Source organism: Caulobacter radicis (assembly GCF_003094615.1).
In the GTDB taxonomy this organism is placed as follows: domain Bacteria; phylum Pseudomonadota; class Alphaproteobacteria; order Caulobacterales; family Caulobacteraceae; genus Caulobacter; species Caulobacter radicis.
In genome coordinates this window covers 112,955-126,984 of sequence record NZ_QDKO01000037.1, presented here as the reverse complement: position 1 = coordinate 126,984, position 14,030 = coordinate 112,955, and the positions used below count along the sequence as shown (strand labels likewise).

Below are 14,030 nucleotides of genomic sequence, written 5' to 3'. Positions count from 1 at the left end.
GGGCCGGGGTTGGGGGTGGCTGCGGCGGTCAGGCTTGAAAGGACGTACGGGCTGAACGCGCGGCGTCACCCCCATCCCAACCCTTCCCCCATCGAGGGGGAAGGGCTTTAGCGAGTGGAAAGGCGATGGAAACCGGCCCACACCTCGGAAGCTGAGAACGCCCCCCCTCCGGCCCTTCGGGCCACCTCCCCCAGAGGGGGAGGATCTTTTGGTTTCACACCGCCACGGGCGCTGGGGTCAGGGCGCGGACGGCGGCGATGATCGGGTCGGCTTCGGTGCGGGCCAGCCAGTCGGGGCTGACGTCGGCGAAGCGGACGACGCCCTTGCGGTCGATCACCACGACGGCCGGCTGCGGCAGCTCCCAGGTGCCCGTGCCGGTGACGTCGCCGATGAAGCTGCCCTTGGCCCGCTGAGCGTCCTGGCTGGCCTGGTCGGCGACGTAGGTGACGCCGAACCGGCGACCCAGTTCGTTACCGAGATCGGCGGCGACCTTGTAGCTGAGGCCATGGCGCGCGCGGATCTCGCCCAGGCGCTCGGGAACCTGCGGGCTGACGGCCGTCAGGGTCGCGCCGATCGCCGCCAGGGCCGGCGCCAGGCGCTCCTCGTAATAGGGCAAGGCGATGTTGCAGGCCGGGCAGCCGGCGAAGCGGAAGAAGATCAGCACCGCCGGCCCCTTGGCGGTCAGGCTTTCCAGGGTCAGGTCGCCGCCCTCGACGTCCTTCAGCACGAAGGGCGCGACCTTGTCGCCGACCTTGACCCAGGCGTCGGGATCGGCCGCCTCGACCAGGCGGGCGCGCTGGTCGATGTTGATCTTCAGCGCCGCCGGCTCCCAGGTGCGGACGCGTTCGGCATGCAGAGCGGCCAGGCGCTCGCGTAGGGTGTCTTGGCTCATTTGGTCCTCCCGTCCTCGGTTCGAGCGGTGTTGGCGGCGGCGTCTTCGATCGCCATCAGGCGGGCGCGCTCGAAGATCGCCCCCATGCGCCAGTGCTGGTTGGTGTGGGTGGCGGCGTGCTCGTCCCAGCCGCTGTCGCGCCGGAAGCCGCCGACATCGCCGGTGGCCAGGGCCTGCTGCGCGGTGATCCCCGCGACGCGGTCGGTCTGCGGCCAGACGAACAGGGCGTCTTCCGGACAGTAGAGCTCGCACAGGTAGCAGGTCTGGCAGTCGGCCTGGCGAGCGATCACCGCCTTGCCGCCAGGCCCGCGCGCCAGCACGTCGCTGGGACAGACGTCGACGCAGGATCCGCAGCCGCCGCAGCGGTCGTCGATCACGACCTCGATCATGCGACGGCCTCCAGCCTGGCGTTTTCAGGGCTGGCCGCCTCGAAGCGGGTGACGACATGGTCCAGGCCCAGGGCGCGCTGGCGCGACGCCAGGCGGGGATCTTGGCCCGGCGCGTCCTCGCGACGGTGCATGCCCCGGCTCTCGCGGCGTTGCAGGGCGCTGGCCTTGCTCCAGCGGGCGGCGGCGACTAGGGCGGCGGCCTCGCGCGCCCGAAGAAGCCCCCTGCCCCAGCCGCCGGCATGGGCGGCGATCTCGCGCCAGGCCTCGTCGAGTTTCTCACCCGAGGCGGCCAGGGCCTCGCCCGTGCGGAAGATGTTGCGGTCGTAGGCGCCCATCTCGTCGCGGACGGTCTGGACGGCGGCCGGCAGGTCCACGCTCGCCAGGCGGCTGCGGGGTCGCAACCCGGCCTGGCCGATGTGGTGCAGACGTCCCGAGGCGCTCCCACGCTGGCGGGCGAACGCCGCCGCGCCCTGCCCGGCCCATTGGCCCGACGACAGCGCCCAGGACGAGTTCACCGCCCCGCCGCCCGAGATCGCGCCGGTGACCAGTTCGCGGCTGGCCGCGTCGCCGGCGGCGAACAGGCCCGGGGCCGCGGTCTGGCAGAGCCGGCCGTCGATGCGCAGCCCGCCGATGCCGCGCACCGTGCCCTCCGAGACGAGCGAGACCTCGAAACGCTCGGCATAGGCGTCGACGCCCATGCGGGCGAAGGGGCGCACGAAATTGGGCTGCACCTGCGGCATCACCTCGCGGATGTCGCGCGGGATGCGGTCGAGCCGGCAATAGAGCCGCCCCTTCAGCAGGGCGCGGGCCAGGTGGGGGCTGACGTCGGGGCCCGCCGGGATGTCGAGTTCGTGGTCGGCCTCGTCGAACCAGCGGGCGAAGGCGAAACTCATCGAGCGGGCCATGTTCGTGCCCGCCTGCATGGGCGTGTAGTAGTTGGTGAACTCCATGCCCGAGAGATCCGCCCCGGCCTCGACGCCCATCAGCAGGCCGTCTCCGGTATTGGTCGCCGATCCCAGCAGGCGCGAGGCGAAGGCGCAGCCGCCGGTGGCCAGCACCACCGCCCCGGCCCGGATCGTCCACGGCCGCTCGCCGCGCAGGGCGACGCCCGCGGCCCCGGTGACCACGCCATCGGAATCCGTCAGCAGTTCCAGCGCCGGATGGTGGTCGAGGATGGTCGCCCCGGCCTCCAGCGCGAAGGCGCGCATGGCCCGCATGTATTCGGGACCGCGCAGGCCGCGATACTGCACGCGCCCCTGTTCGTCGGTCGAGAAGGCGTAGTGACGGGAGAGCTGCGGCAGGCTGGTCCAGGTCAGGTCGATGATCCGCGCCATCCAGTCGGGATCGCCCAGGCCCAGAGAGCGCTTCAGCCGGTCGGCGACGGCCGCCTCGCGATGCTCGGGCGGAACCCACCAGTGGCCGGGACCGGCCGTGGCGGTGACGCCGCTGGTTCCGCAGTATCCCTTGTCGGCCAGGATCACCCGCGCGCCCTCGCGCGCGGCGGCGATGGCGGCCCAGGTTCCGGCCAGCCCTCCGCCGATCACCAGAACGTCGGTTTCCCAGTGGGAGGTATCGTCGTCCTGCGCCATCAGGCGATCGCCGCGTTGAACGAGGCGTCGAAGGCGCCGGCCGGGTCCAGCTCCGACCTGATCGCCCCGGCCGCGCGGAAATGGTCGAGCAGCGAGCGCGCCTCGGCCACCGACGTCTCGTCGATCGGCACGGGGATGGCCTTGTAGTTGCTGACCGTCCAGCGGGCGATGTCCAGCGACAGGCCCGTCTCCTTCGACAGCACGGCGGCGAAGGCGTCGGGGTTCTGGGCGGCCCAGCGGCGGGCCTTGGCCAGCCGGCGCAGGAAATCCTCGATCTGGGGCCGCTTGGTGAGGATCGCCTTGACGCTGGCGGCCTCGTAGCCGTTGCCGCTGAGATAGCCCTCGCCGTCGGCCAGGACCCGCGCGCTGTCGTGCAGCCGGGCCAGCGCCACGTACGAGCCCCAGGTCACCCAGGCGTCGATGGAGCCGGCCGTGAAGGCGGCCTTGGCGTCGCCGGGGCTGAGGAACACCACCTCGACATCCGCCGGCGAGAGCCCCGCCTTCTCGATCACCCGCAGCAGCAGGTAGTGACCGATTGAGCCGCGTCCGGTGGCGATCTTCCTGCCCTTCAGGTCGGCGGGCGTGCGGACGGCCGAGTCCCTGGGCACGAGGATGGCGGTGGAGCGGCCGCCGCTGCGGCCGGCCTGCACGGCCTTGATCTTCGCGCCGCTGGCGTAGGCGAACAGGAACGGCGCATCGCCGGCCTCGCCCAGATCGACCGCCCCCGCGCCCAGGGCCTCGAGCAGCGGCTGGGCGGCCGGGAACTCGCTCCATTCGATCCTGTAGGGGACGCCTTCCAGGGCGCCCGAGGCGATCAGCACCGCCTTGGTGCCGCCGCGCTGGCTGCCGACCTTGAGCGGCGCGGCGGCCTTGCCCTTGCCGCAGGCGGCCAAGCCTCCACTAAGCCCCGCGAGCGCGCCGAAGCCGATGATGAGCTGACGTCTGTCCATGCCGCCCTCCCCTTAGAAGCGTTGGGTCAGGCGGGCGTAGTAGTAGCCGCCGGTGATGCCGAAGGGCGAGAACAGGCCGTATTGCAGCGTGCCCTGGTCGGCGTTCACGATGCCGATCTTGTCGGGATACTGGTCGAACAGGTTGTTGGCCCCGACCGCGATGTTGGTGTTCGGCCGGACGTCCCAGGCGATGTCGAGATCGGCTACCCACTTGGGGCTGTAGGTCCGGTCCAGGCTGACCGACGTGCCGGCCTCGGTGTATTCGCCGTAGCGCGTGCCCCGCAGGCTGGCGCTCACCGCGCCGCGGCTCCAGACCGCGCCCAGCACCACCTTCTCGCGCGGCGTGCCGACGGTGAGGTCGGAGATCTTCTGGCGGTCGAACAGCACGAGGTTCGGGTTGACCGCCTTGAGGATGGCCGGCGTCTGCGCGACGTCGCGGACCTTGGTCTTGTTGAAGGCGTAGGCGGCGTTGAGGTTGAGGCGGCCGGCGAAGCCGAGGTCGAAGCCGTACTCGGCGACGAAGTCGATCCCCGTGGTCCGGGTCGAGACGGCGTTGGTGTAGTAGGTCGCCGTCAGCCCTTGCGGGAAGCGGGCCAGCAGCCCGACCAGGGCCGGCTGCGAGGAGAGCTGGGTCACCGACAGGTCGAGGTTGCTGGTGTCGACGATGCGGTCGTCGATGTCGATCTGGTAGGCGTCCAGCGTCAGGCGCAGGCGCGGCAAGGGCTCGGCGGTGATCCCGAAGCTGTAGTTGGTGGACGTCTCGGGCTTCAGGGGCGTGGCGCCCAGGGCCTTGGCCTCGGCGGTGTCGGTGCGCAGCACCTTGGTCGGGAAGGTCAGGTATTCGCCCGGCGTGCAGGCCGCGCCGCGGAAGGTGTTGTTGGGCGCGGCCGGGCACAGGCTGCCGGAGATGGTCGAGGTGGCGAACACCGTCTGGCCCAGCGAGGGGGCGCGGAAGCCGTTGCTGACCGTGGCGCGCAGGGCGTAGCCGGGCAGGAACTCCCAGCGGGTGGTCAGCTTTCCGCTGGTCGTCTCGCCCACGTCGCCGGTGTAGCGCTCGTGGCGGACCGCCGCGCCGACGTACCAGTTTTCGGTCAGGTCGGTCCCGACGTCGAGATAGGCGGCATAGGAATGGCGGGTGGCCGAGCCGGCGTCCTCGGGCGCGGTGCCGGCGTAGGACGACAGGCCGGGGTTGGGCCGCAGGCCGGCGAACGGCTGGCCGGCCGGGATCACGTAGTCGCCGACGATGTAGGAGGCCTCGTCGCCGGCCTCGATCAGGAAGCGCTCGTAGCGGTGCTCCAGACCCCACGACACCTGCAACGGCCGGGGCAGCACGCCCTCGAACGAGCGGGTGAGATCAAGGTTGTTGGTCCACTGCTGGAACTGGTGGGTCGACAGGTGGAAATAGGTCGGGCTGTCGGGGCCCAGCGTGGCGTTCAGGGTGTTCTGGCCGTCGAGCTGGGCGTGGTCCTGGGCGAAGGTGGTCGAGGCGTCCCAGGCCCAGCCGGCCGTCTCGCCGCGCGCGCCCAGGCTGGTCTGCCAGTCGAGCTCGAAGATCCGGCGCAGGGCGTTGAAGCCGTTCGGATAGACCTCGGGCAGCGAGTTGCGGTTCAGGGGCCGGCCGGCCGTGACGCCGGTCACCGGCGCCAGGTTGGGCAGGAAACTGCCGGTGACCTTCTTGGACGAGCGGTGGCTGACCGTGCCGCTGGAATAGAGGGTCAGGTCGCGCCAGGGCAGTTCGGCGTTGTAGGCCGTGGCGATGATGTCCTCTTCGCCCGGGCCGTAGCTGGCGCCCCAGAAGTAGCGATCGGCCGTGGCGTCGCGCGGATCGGGGGTGACGGTGGTCACGCCGCCGACGGTCGTGACGGTCGGCTGGTAGAGGTACTGGGCGCGGGAGGGCACGGCGCGCGAGGCGGCCTCGTTGTTCTTCCAGTTGATCGCCAGCTGCAGGAAGCCGCCGTCGTCGCCCAGCGACCGGCCGAAGTTCAGGCTGGCGGCGTGGGTGTCGCCGTCGCCCAGATAGTTCTGGCCGCCGGTGTAGGAGAACGCGCCGCCCGCAGTGTCCTTCTTCAGGATGATGTTGACGACCCCGGCGATGGCGTCCGAGCCGTACTGGGCCGAGGCGCCGTCGCGCAGCACCTCGATGCGCTCGATGGCCGAGGCCGGGATCAGGTCCAGATCGACCGGCACGCCGCCGCGCCCCACCCGGGCCAGGTTGTTGATCAGCGAGGTGGTGTGGCGGCGCTTGCCATTGACCAGGAACAGGGCCTGGTCGCCGTTTAGGCCGCGAAGCGTGATCGCCCGCACCGTCCACGAGGTGCCGCCGCCGTTGACGCCGGGCAGGTTGAACGACGGGATCAGGGTGTTGAGCACTTCCTTGAGGCCCACCTTGCCGGTGGCGGTGAGTTGCTCGGACGAGATGACGTCGATCGGCGCGGGGCTGTCGGCCACGGTGCGGCGCACGCCGCGCACGCCGGTGACGACCACGCCGTCCAGGGCGTCGGCCGCCGCTTCGGGCGCATCGACGGCCGGGATCGGCTCGGCGGCCAGGGCCGCGCCCGAGGCGCAGGCCAGCAGCAGTCCGGCGAAGGCCGAGCGTTTCAGGGTCTTGGACGAGGAAACAAAGGTCAAAAGTCTATCCCCCGCGCGGGGCGCATCGGCCCGGCGTCGTTCTTGGTCTTTCAGAAGTCGGAAGGTCGGCGGCGCGGCTTCGGCGGGGCCACGCCAACCAGACGTCATGCAGGCTTGCGCTCGCGGTAAGGCACGTCGTCGGAACCGATCAGCACCCGCTCCATCACCCGCGGGAAGTCGCCGTAGTCGCGCACGGCGTAGTGCAGGCCCGCGCGGTTGTCCCACAGGGCCACGGAATTCGGCCGCCAGCGGAAGCGGGCGTGGTGCTCGGGCTTCTTCACCTCGTCATAGAGGCGAGCCAGCAGCGCCTTGCTCTCGTCCGGGGCCAGGTCGACGAAGCGGGGCTTGAGGCCGAAGTTGATCCAGAAGATCTCCTGGCCGGTCTCCGGATGGGTGCGGATGGCCGGATGGGCCGTCAGCGGATAGCGCTCGCCCGAGCGGTTCAGGGCGTCCTGGTAGTCGTGGATGACGTAGAGCTCGTCGACGGCGGCCTTCAGGTCGTCGGGCAGGCCCTTCCAGATGGCGTGGCCGTCGGCCCAGATGGTGTCGCCGCCGACCTCGGGAATGTGCACGGCCTTCAGCACCGCGCCGAACGACGGGTTCACGCGCCAGCTGGTGTCGGTGTGCCAGTGGTTCTCGCGGATGTCGTATTTCTTGAAGGCCTCGGCCGAGATCGGCTGCACGGCGCGGTGGGTCTCCACGCCGCCGGTCGGATGGGCGTAGACCTCGCCGAAGTTGGCGGCGAAGGCCAGCTGCTGGTCGCGGGTGATGTCCTGGTCGCGGAAGAACAGGACCTTGCGGTCGAGCAGCAGCGCCTTCAGGGCGTCGCGCTGCTCGCGGGAAAGCGTCTGGCGCAGGTCGATCCCGGCGACTTCGGCGCCGATGGTCGGGCTGACGGGCGTGACGGTCAGGCCAAGGGCCTGGCGGACCTGGTCGAGGACGGCGCTCATGGGAACCTCCTTGCAGCCGACGCGATACGGTCGGCGGAGGCGAACATGGCCAGCGCGCCCAAACGGCGCGAACGAGTATTTCTCAGAAAGAATTCAGAGATTTATATATCGCGAACCGCAATAAACGGCATTGGCCGCGCGCATATTTCAGCGGCGTCAATGAGCAGGATCAGCCATCCTCGACAGCGCGCTTGCGCCCCGTCCGACGATCGCCGAATAAACTCCTATCGATTTCGTAGAGTTTTCTGACCATGGCCTCGCCTCCAACGCCCGTGATCGCCGTGGTCGGCGCCGGCTTCAGCGGCGTGATGACCGCCCTGCACCTGCTGCGGGACGGCGCGGCGGCGCGGGTCATCCTCTTGGAGCGCAACACGCCGGTCGGCCTGGGCGCGGCCTACGCCACCCATAATCCCAGCCACCGGCTGAACGTCCGCGCCGGCAACATGAGCGCCTGGCCCGACCGGCCGGGCGACTTCGTGGACTGGCTGCGAGGGCTGGGACTGGATGTCGGCCCCGCCGACTTCGCCACGCGCGGCGACTACGGCCGCTATCTGCAAAGCCTGCTCGCCGAGATCGTCGAAGGGCCGGAAGGGGCCGGCCGACTGGTGATCGCGCCCGACGCCGTGGTCGGGCTCGAGCCCGGCGGCGACGGCTGGCGGCTGACCACGGCCATGGGTCGTCCGATCCTGGCCGACGCCGTGGTGCTGGCGCTCGGCAATCCACCGCCCTGTCGGCCGCAAGGGGTGACCGAAGCCCTGGCCGCCTCGAGCGCCTATGTCGCCGATCCCTGGCGCTGGGACCCGGCCCGCCTGCCGTCCGGCCCCGTGCTGCTGCTGGGCACGGGCCTGACGATGGTGGACCTGGCCTTGAGCCTCGAAGACGCCGCGCCGGGCCGCTCGATCATCGCCCTGTCGCGACGCGGCCTGATCCCCCGGGAGCACGAGGGCGAGCCGCCGGCCCGGCCGCCCTCGCCGCCGGCGTCGGACATTCCGCCGCTAGCCGCCCTCGCCTGGCTGCGACGCACGGCGGCCGAGCATGGCTGGCGCACCGCCGTCGACGCGCTGCGCCCGGCCACCCAGGACCTCTGGCGCGGCTGGAGCGTGGCTCACAAGCAGGCCTTCCTGCGCCACGCGCGCCCTTTCTGGGACGTGCATCGTCACCGCCTGTCGCCCGAGGTCGCCATGCGCGTGGCCGGCCTGCGTCGCTCGGGCCGCCTGAAGGTCGCCGCCGGCAAGATCGTGCGCCTGGCCGAAGCCGAGGACGGCCGGGTCGAAGGCGCGTGGCGGCCGCGCGGCGAGACCGCCTCGCAGCCATTCTCGGTGTCGGCGGTGATCAACGCCACGGGCCCGACCGGCGATGTGACGAGGTCGACCGACCCGCTGTTGCTCGACCTGATCCGCCGGGGACTGGCGCGTCCTGATCCCCTGCGCCTGGGCCTGGACGTCGACGCCGACAACCGCCTGCTCGACATGTCGGGGTGCGCGAGCCCCACCCTGTTCGCCGTAGGCCCCGTCACGCGCGGCGCCTGGTGGGAGATCAACGCCGTGCCCGACATCCGCGGCCAGGCGGCGCAGGTGGCGGCGGCCGTCCTGGCGGCGACACGGCAGGGCTGAAGGCTGAGTTCACCGAGCCTCAAGCTTTGCCGGAGATGCTGCGGCGTTCAACCGGAGCCTGTAGAGACTTGTCCCCCAAGTTCATCACGATCCCAGGCTATCTGGTGACGAAGCTGATCGTCCTTTTCCCGCTCAGCACGCGCTTCCTCGACGAGGACTACCTCGCCGACGAGAGCAGGCACCTCTATTGGGGCCTCAGCGTGTGGACCACGGTGATCGCTCTGATCGGCACGGGGTTGGCCTGGCTGTTCTGAACGAGCAGGCTCTAAAGTTCCAGCGCCGCCGTGTGGATCAGCTCCGACAGCTTGCCGATCGACGGGTGCGGGGCGGGACCGGTGCGGCGGACATAGGCCACCTTGGGCAGGCTGGGCAGGGCCGCGTCGGGGATCGGCTGGGCGTCCGGCCGGAACAGGCTGGTGCGGCAGGTGACCGCCAGGCCCGACTGCACCGCCGCGCGCAGGGCCGACAGGCTGGGGGTCTCCAGCGCCACGCGGTAGGGTCGTCCCTCCCGCTCCAGCGCCGCCAACGCCGCGTCGCGGAAGCGGCACGGCGCCTCCAGGATCGCCAGCGGCAGGACGTCCAGCTTGGCCAGGTCCGCATCGCCGTGCCAGACCATCGGCACCGTGCGGGCGGCCGCCGGGTCGTCATAGGCGCCCATGCACAGGATCACGTCCAGGCGGTCGCTGCGCAGCAATTCCAGCAGTTCGGGCGAGCCGGCCACCCTCACCTGCAACTGGGTGTCGGGATTGAGCTGGGCGAAACGGGCCAGCACGCCCGACAGCAGGGTCTCGGCGAAGTCCTGCACCAGCCCCACTCTCGCCGGCCCGGCCAGGGCGTCGCCGGTCAGCGCCACCACCGCCCGGTCGTTCAGCGCCAGGATGTCCCGGGCATGGCCCAGCAGGGTCTGGCCGGCGGGGGTCAGCGAAAGACGCCGCCCCTCCCGGTGAAACAGCGGCGTCAGAACGGTCTCCTCCAGCCGCTTCATCTGCAAGCTCAGCGCCGACTGGGTGACGAAGACGCGCTCGGTGGCGCGCAGCATCGAACCGCTGTCGACGATGGCCACGAAGCTGCGGAGAAGTTCGGTCGGAAGGTTGGTCGGCATCTGGCGTCCCGTCTACCCCGTTGAGGAACTCTAATAAGACCCCTGAGGATAAGTCTATTGATCGAGTAGGAATTCAGCGTCCATCTCTGTGAAGCAACGGCGCCCCCGCCGCAACGGTCACAGCGATGGAAGCGACCCGATGTCTTTGGCGATCGCCGATAGAATTTCTTCAGCCAGGCCATTTCGATGGCCTCGCCTCTCGCGGGCCCGCTGGCTGTCTCCGGTGCTGCTTCTGGCCTTGTGGGAGCTGGGATCGCGGCTCGGCGTGATCCCCGAGCGAGTGCTGGCCGCGCCGTCGACGGTGGCCGAAACCTTCTGGGCGCTGACCATCTCTGGCGAGCTGCCCGCCAACCTGCTGGTGTCGCTGGCGCGGGCCGCCGCCGGCCTGTCGATCGCGCTGGTCGTGGCGGTGACCCTCGGACTGGTCGCCGGCCTGTCGCGCCTGGGCGAAACCGCGATCGACCCGCTGATGCAGATCAAGCGGACCATCCCGTCTCTGGCCCTCACCCCGCTGTTCATCGTCTGGTTCGGCATCGGCGAGACGCCGAAGATCGTGCTGATCGCGGTGGCCACCACCTTCCCGATCTACCTGAACCTGTTCGCCGGGGTGCGCGGCATCGACGTGCGCCTGGTCGAGGCCGCCCGAAGCTTCGGCCTGTCGGGCTGGAGCCTGGTGCGCGAGGTGATCCTGCCCGGCGCCCTGCCCTCGTTCTTCGTCGGCCTGCGCTACGCCCTGGGGGTGTCGGTGCTGGTGCTGGTGGTGGCCGAGCAGATCAACGCCCAGGCGGGCCTTGGCCACCTGATCAACAACGCCCGCGACTTCATGCGGACCGACATCATCGTCGTCTGCCTGCTCGTCTACGCCCTGCTCGGCCTCGGCGCCGACGCCCTCGTCCGCACGCTGGAGCGCCGCGCTCTGGCCTGGCGGCCCAGCCTCGTGGAGCAATGACCATGGTCCAGCCGCGCATCCGCCGCCGCGCCTTCGACACCGTATCGCCCGCGCCGGCTTCGCCGTCGATCGCCCCGCCGTCCGTCGCTCCGGCCGTGAAGCTGACCGGCTTCGTCCGTCAGTTCGGCGAGAACCGGGTCATCGACGGCCTGGACCTGTCGATCGCGCCGGGCGAGTTCGTCGCCCTGCTGGGCGCCAGCGGCTCGGGCAAGACCACCCTGCTGCGCACCCTGGCGGGCCTGGATCCGGTCGGCCACCAGGACGTGACGACGCCCAGCACGCGCGCCGTGGTGTTCCAGGACGCCCGCCTGCTGCCGTGGAAGAAGGTCTGGCGCAACGTCGCGCTGGGCCTGAAGGACAAAGGAGTCCGGGCTCGCGCGGAAGCGGCGCTGAAGGAGGTCGGCCTGGGCCATCGCCTCGACGCCTGGCCCTCCACCCTTTCCGGCGGCGAGGCCCAGCGCACGGCCCTGGCCCGCGCCCTCGTACGCGAGCCGGGCCTGCTGCTGCTCGACGAGCCGTTCGCGGCCCTCGACGCCCTGACCCGGCTGAAGATGCACGATCTCGTCCTCAATCTCTGGAGCGAGCACAAACCGGCCGTGCTGCTGGTCACCCACGATGTCGACGAGGCCATCGCCCTGGCCGACCGCGTGCTGGTGCTGAACAAGGGCAAGATCGCCGCCGAGGAGCACATCACGCTGGAGCGCCCGCGCGCGCCGGACGCCCGCTTCCAGGTCATACGCCGTCGCCTGCTCGGCCACCTGGGCGTCGAAGCGCCCGTTTCTCTGCAAGAGGCCCCGCACGAGGGCGCCCTGATCGCCTTCCCGACCGGCGAGGCCGTGCAGTGAGCACCGCCGCCGCCCGCCGCCTGGAGCCTTCCCCGCGCCTGCCCGACCTCGACGCGGTGCTGCCGGGCCTGACGCAGGCCTTCGCCGCCACCGCCGGCCGTCACGACCGCGAGGCCAGTTTTCCCTTCGCCAACTTCCAGGCCCTGCACGAGGCGGGCCTGCTGGTCCTGACCGCGCCCGCGCGTCTCGGCGGCCTGGAAAGCGACCTGCCGACCGCCCTGAAGGTGGTCTCGGCCGTCGCCCGGGGCGAGCCGGCCACGGCCCTGGTGCTGGTCATGCAGTACCTGTTCCACGCCTCGGTCGAGGGGCGTTCGGGCTGGCCCGAGCACCTCAAGCAGCGGGTCATCGGCGACGCCATTGACCACGGGGCCCTGATCAACGCCCTGCGGGTCGAGCCCGATCTCGGCACGCCGGCCCGCGGCGGCCTGCCGGCCACCATCGCCCGCCGCACGCCGGAGGGCTGGCGGATCAGCGGCCGCAAGATCTACTCCACCGGCTCCAGCGCCCTGACCTGGTTCGTGGTCTGGGCCCGCAGCGACGATGCGGAACCCCTGGTCGGCGGCTGGCTGGTGCGCGCCGACAGTCCCGGCGTGGTCATCGAGGAGACCTGGGACCACCTGGGCCTGCGCGCCAGCGCCAGCCACGACGTGGTGTTCGAGGACGTGCTGGTCCCGCTGGACCACGCCCTGGACCCGCAGCCCCCGGGCGCGCCGCCGCCCTACTCGGCGGTGTTCGGAACCTGGTCGTCGGTGCTGACGGCGGCGATCTATGACGCCGTCGCGCGCTCGGCCCGCGACTGGCTGGCCGACTTCCTGATCAGCCGCAAGCCGGCCAACCTGGGCGCCAGCCTCTCGACCCTGCCCCGCTTCCAGGAGGCCCTGGGCGAGATCGACGGCCTGCTGCTGTCCAATCGCGTGCTGCTGGACAGCGCGGCCAGGGGCGACACGGCCGCCGGCGAGAGCGGCCTGGTCAAGCACCTGGTCACCGAGAACGCCATCACGGTGGTCGAGAAGGCCCTGAAGCTGACCGGCAATCCGGGCCTGACCCGCGCCAATCCGCTGGAGCGCCATCACCGCGACGTGCTGTGCGGCCGCGTGCACACGCCCCAGGCCGACGTGGTGCTGACCGGCGCCGGCAAGCTGGCCTTCGCTTCACGGGAGACCGTGGCATGAGCCGTCTCGTCGTCGCCAGCCAGCTGCCCGAGGTGTTCAACAGCGTCTTCGCCCAACATGCGACCGACGCCGAGATCATCGCCGTGCCGTCGGGCCTGACCGCGCCGCTGCCGCCTGCGGCCAAGGTCCTGGTGGCCGCGCCGTTCCGCAAGGCCGGCGGCGTGCTGCCCAAGACGCCGCCGCCGGGCTGGCCGTTCGACGTGCGCTGGGTGCAACTGGTCTCGGTGGGCATCGACTTCTATCCGGACTGGCTGTTCGACGGCCCGGTGGTGACCTCGGCGCGCGGCTCTTCGGCCGTGGCGCTGGCCGAGTTCGCCCTGGCGGCGATCCTGGCCGAGGCCAAGCGCCTGCCGGAGATCTGGATCGACAAGGCCGAGCGCTGGACGCCGCAGCCGCTGAAGCTGATCTCCGGCACGACCCTGGGCCTGGTGGGCTTCGGCGCCATCGGCGAGGCCCTGGCCCCGCGCGCCCAGGCGCTGGGCCTGAACGTCATCGCCACGCGCCGCTCCGACAAGCCGATCCCGGTGGCCGGCGTCGAGCGGGTGGCCGACCTGAAGACTCTGTTTTCCCGCAGCGACCACGTGGTGCTGGCCGCTCCGGCGACGCCGCAGACCGAACGCCTGATCGGCCGCGAAGTGCTGGCCCACGCCAAGCCGGGCCTGCACCTGATTAACATCGCCCGCGGCGCATTGATCGACGACGACGCCCTGCTGGCGGCGCTGGAGGACGGCCGCGTGTCGCGCGCCAGCCTGGACGTCACCTTCCCCGAGCCGCTGACCGACGGCCACCCGTTCTACGGCCACCCGAAGGTGCGCCTGTCGCCCCACACCTCGGTGCACACGCCCGACACCCGCATCAACCTGGCGACCAGCTTCGCCCAGAACCTCGCCCGCTTCCGCGCCGGCGCGCCCCTGGCCGACGTCGTCGACCTGTCGCGCGGCTACTGAGAAC

At 71.1% G+C, this 14,030-nt stretch carries 13 protein-coding genes; 6 read left to right on the top strand and 7 right to left on the bottom strand.

Annotated elements, in window-relative coordinates; all coding sequences use genetic code 11:
• Positions 1-214 precede the first annotated feature (214 nt).
• From DDF62_RS20510 to DDF62_RS20485, 6 genes are all read right to left on the bottom strand, one after another.
• The gene (locus DDF62_RS20510; protein ID WP_116490817.1) at positions 215-892 is read right to left on the bottom strand and encodes a peroxiredoxin-like family protein; all 678 of its coding nucleotides are present in this window, start codon (positions 890-892) and stop codon (positions 215-217) included.
• On the bottom strand, positions 889-1,281 hold the full coding sequence (locus tag DDF62_RS20505) for a 4Fe-4S dicluster domain-containing protein (RefSeq protein ID WP_116490816.1): 393 nt from the start codon (positions 1,279-1,281) through the stop codon (positions 889-891). Before DDF62_RS20505 ends, DDF62_RS20510 begins: the two co-directional genes overlap by 4 nt.
• The gene (locus DDF62_RS20500; protein ID WP_116490815.1) at positions 1,278-2,870 is read right to left on the bottom strand and encodes an FAD-dependent oxidoreductase; all 1,593 of its coding nucleotides are present in this window, start codon (positions 2,868-2,870) and stop codon (positions 1,278-1,280) included. Before DDF62_RS20500 ends, DDF62_RS20505 begins: the two co-directional genes overlap by 4 nt.
• Positions 2,870-3,820, bottom strand: coding sequence for an ABC transporter substrate-binding protein (locus tag DDF62_RS20495; RefSeq protein ID WP_116490814.1), 951 nt, complete (start codon positions 3,818-3,820; stop codon positions 2,870-2,872). The genes DDF62_RS20500 and DDF62_RS20495 overlap by 1 nt, the downstream gene beginning before the upstream one ends.
• A gap of 12 nt (positions 3,821-3,832) precedes the next feature.
• Positions 3,833-6,448, bottom strand: a complete 2,616-nt coding sequence (locus tag DDF62_RS20490) for a TonB-dependent receptor plug domain-containing protein (protein WP_116490813.1) — start codon at positions 6,446-6,448, stop codon at positions 3,833-3,835.
• A 104-nt stretch (positions 6,449-6,552) separates the two neighbouring features.
• Positions 6,553-7,398, bottom strand: a complete 846-nt coding sequence (locus DDF62_RS20485; protein ID WP_116490812.1) for a TauD/TfdA dioxygenase family protein — start codon at positions 7,396-7,398, stop codon at positions 6,553-6,555.
• Between the two features lie 251 nt (positions 7,399-7,649).
• On the opposite strand from DDF62_RS20485, the gene DDF62_RS20480 reads away from it, so the two are divergent.
• Positions 7,650-9,011 carry an FAD/NAD(P)-binding protein gene (locus DDF62_RS20480; RefSeq protein ID WP_116490811.1) on the top strand — a complete coding sequence of 454 codons (1,362 nt, stop codon included), beginning with the start codon at positions 7,650-7,652 and terminating at the stop codon, positions 9,009-9,011.
• Positions 9,012-9,079: 68 nt separating this feature from the next.
• Positions 9,080-9,265, top strand: coding sequence for a hypothetical protein (locus DDF62_RS20475; protein WP_116490810.1), 186 nt, complete (start codon positions 9,080-9,082; stop codon positions 9,263-9,265).
• 11 nt (positions 9,266-9,276) lie between these two features.
• Here the strand turns inward: DDF62_RS20475 and DDF62_RS20470 are convergent, their stop codons facing one another.
• Complete coding sequence (locus DDF62_RS20470; protein ID WP_101716227.1) at positions 9,277-10,113, bottom strand: LysR substrate-binding domain-containing protein; 837 nt, start codon at positions 10,111-10,113, stop codon at positions 9,277-9,279.
• 223 nt (positions 10,114-10,336) lie between these two features.
• Between DDF62_RS20470 and DDF62_RS20465 the strand changes: the two genes are divergently transcribed.
• Genes DDF62_RS20465 through DDF62_RS20450 form a run of 4 tightly spaced genes read left to right on the top strand, consistent with a single transcriptional unit; the run spans position 10,337 to position 14,026 of the window.
• Positions 10,337-11,062: an ABC transporter permease gene (locus DDF62_RS20465; protein WP_240621376.1), complete on the top strand. Its 726-nt coding sequence runs from the start codon at positions 10,337-10,339 to the stop codon at positions 11,060-11,062.
• The gene (locus DDF62_RS20460; protein WP_425267068.1) at positions 11,059-11,907 is read left to right on the top strand and encodes an ABC transporter ATP-binding protein; all 849 of its coding nucleotides are present in this window, start codon (positions 11,059-11,061) and stop codon (positions 11,905-11,907) included. The genes DDF62_RS20465 and DDF62_RS20460 overlap by 4 nt, the downstream gene beginning before the upstream one ends.
• The gene (locus DDF62_RS20455; RefSeq protein ID WP_116490808.1) at positions 11,904-13,079 is read left to right on the top strand and encodes an acyl-CoA dehydrogenase family protein; all 1,176 of its coding nucleotides are present in this window, start codon (positions 11,904-11,906) and stop codon (positions 13,077-13,079) included. Before DDF62_RS20460 ends, DDF62_RS20455 begins: the two co-directional genes overlap by 4 nt.
• The gene (locus DDF62_RS20450) at positions 13,076-14,026 is read left to right on the top strand and encodes a D-isomer specific 2-hydroxyacid dehydrogenase family protein (RefSeq protein ID WP_116490807.1); all 951 of its coding nucleotides are present in this window, start codon (positions 13,076-13,078) and stop codon (positions 14,024-14,026) included. Before DDF62_RS20455 ends, DDF62_RS20450 begins: the two co-directional genes overlap by 4 nt.
• Positions 14,027-14,030 lie beyond the last annotated feature (4 nt).

What these genes read in the sequence shown, in the direction of transcription:
- DDF62_RS20510 (WP_116490817.1), bottom strand. Translation starts at nt 892, where the DNA reads ATGAGCCAAGACACCCTACGCGAGCGCCTGGCCGCTCTGCATGCCGAA.
- DDF62_RS20505 (WP_116490816.1), bottom strand. Translation starts at nt 1,281, where the DNA reads ATGATCGAGGTCGTGATCGACGACCGCTGCGGCGGCTGCGGATCCTGC.
- DDF62_RS20500 (WP_116490815.1), bottom strand. Translation starts at nt 2,870, where the DNA reads ATGGCGCAGGACGACGATACCTCCCACTGGGAAACCGACGTTCTGGTG.
- DDF62_RS20495 (WP_116490814.1), bottom strand. Translation starts at nt 3,820, where the DNA reads ATGGACAGACGTCAGCTCATCATCGGCTTCGGCGCGCTCGCGGGGCTT.
- DDF62_RS20485 (WP_116490812.1), bottom strand. Translation starts at nt 7,398, where the DNA reads ATGAGCGCCGTCCTCGACCAGGTCCGCCAGGCCCTTGGCCTGACCGTC.
- DDF62_RS20480 (WP_116490811.1), top strand. Translation starts at nt 7,650, where the DNA reads ATGGCCTCGCCTCCAACGCCCGTGATCGCCGTGGTCGGCGCCGGCTTC.
- DDF62_RS20470 (WP_101716227.1), bottom strand. Translation starts at nt 10,113, where the DNA reads ATGCCGACCAACCTTCCGACCGAACTTCTCCGCAGCTTCGTGGCCATC.
- DDF62_RS20460 (WP_425267068.1), top strand. Translation starts at nt 11,059, where the DNA reads ATGACCATGGTCCAGCCGCGCATCCGCCGCCGCGCCTTCGACACCGTA.
- DDF62_RS20450 (WP_116490807.1), top strand. Translation starts at nt 13,076, where the DNA reads ATGAGCCGTCTCGTCGTCGCCAGCCAGCTGCCCGAGGTGTTCAACAGC.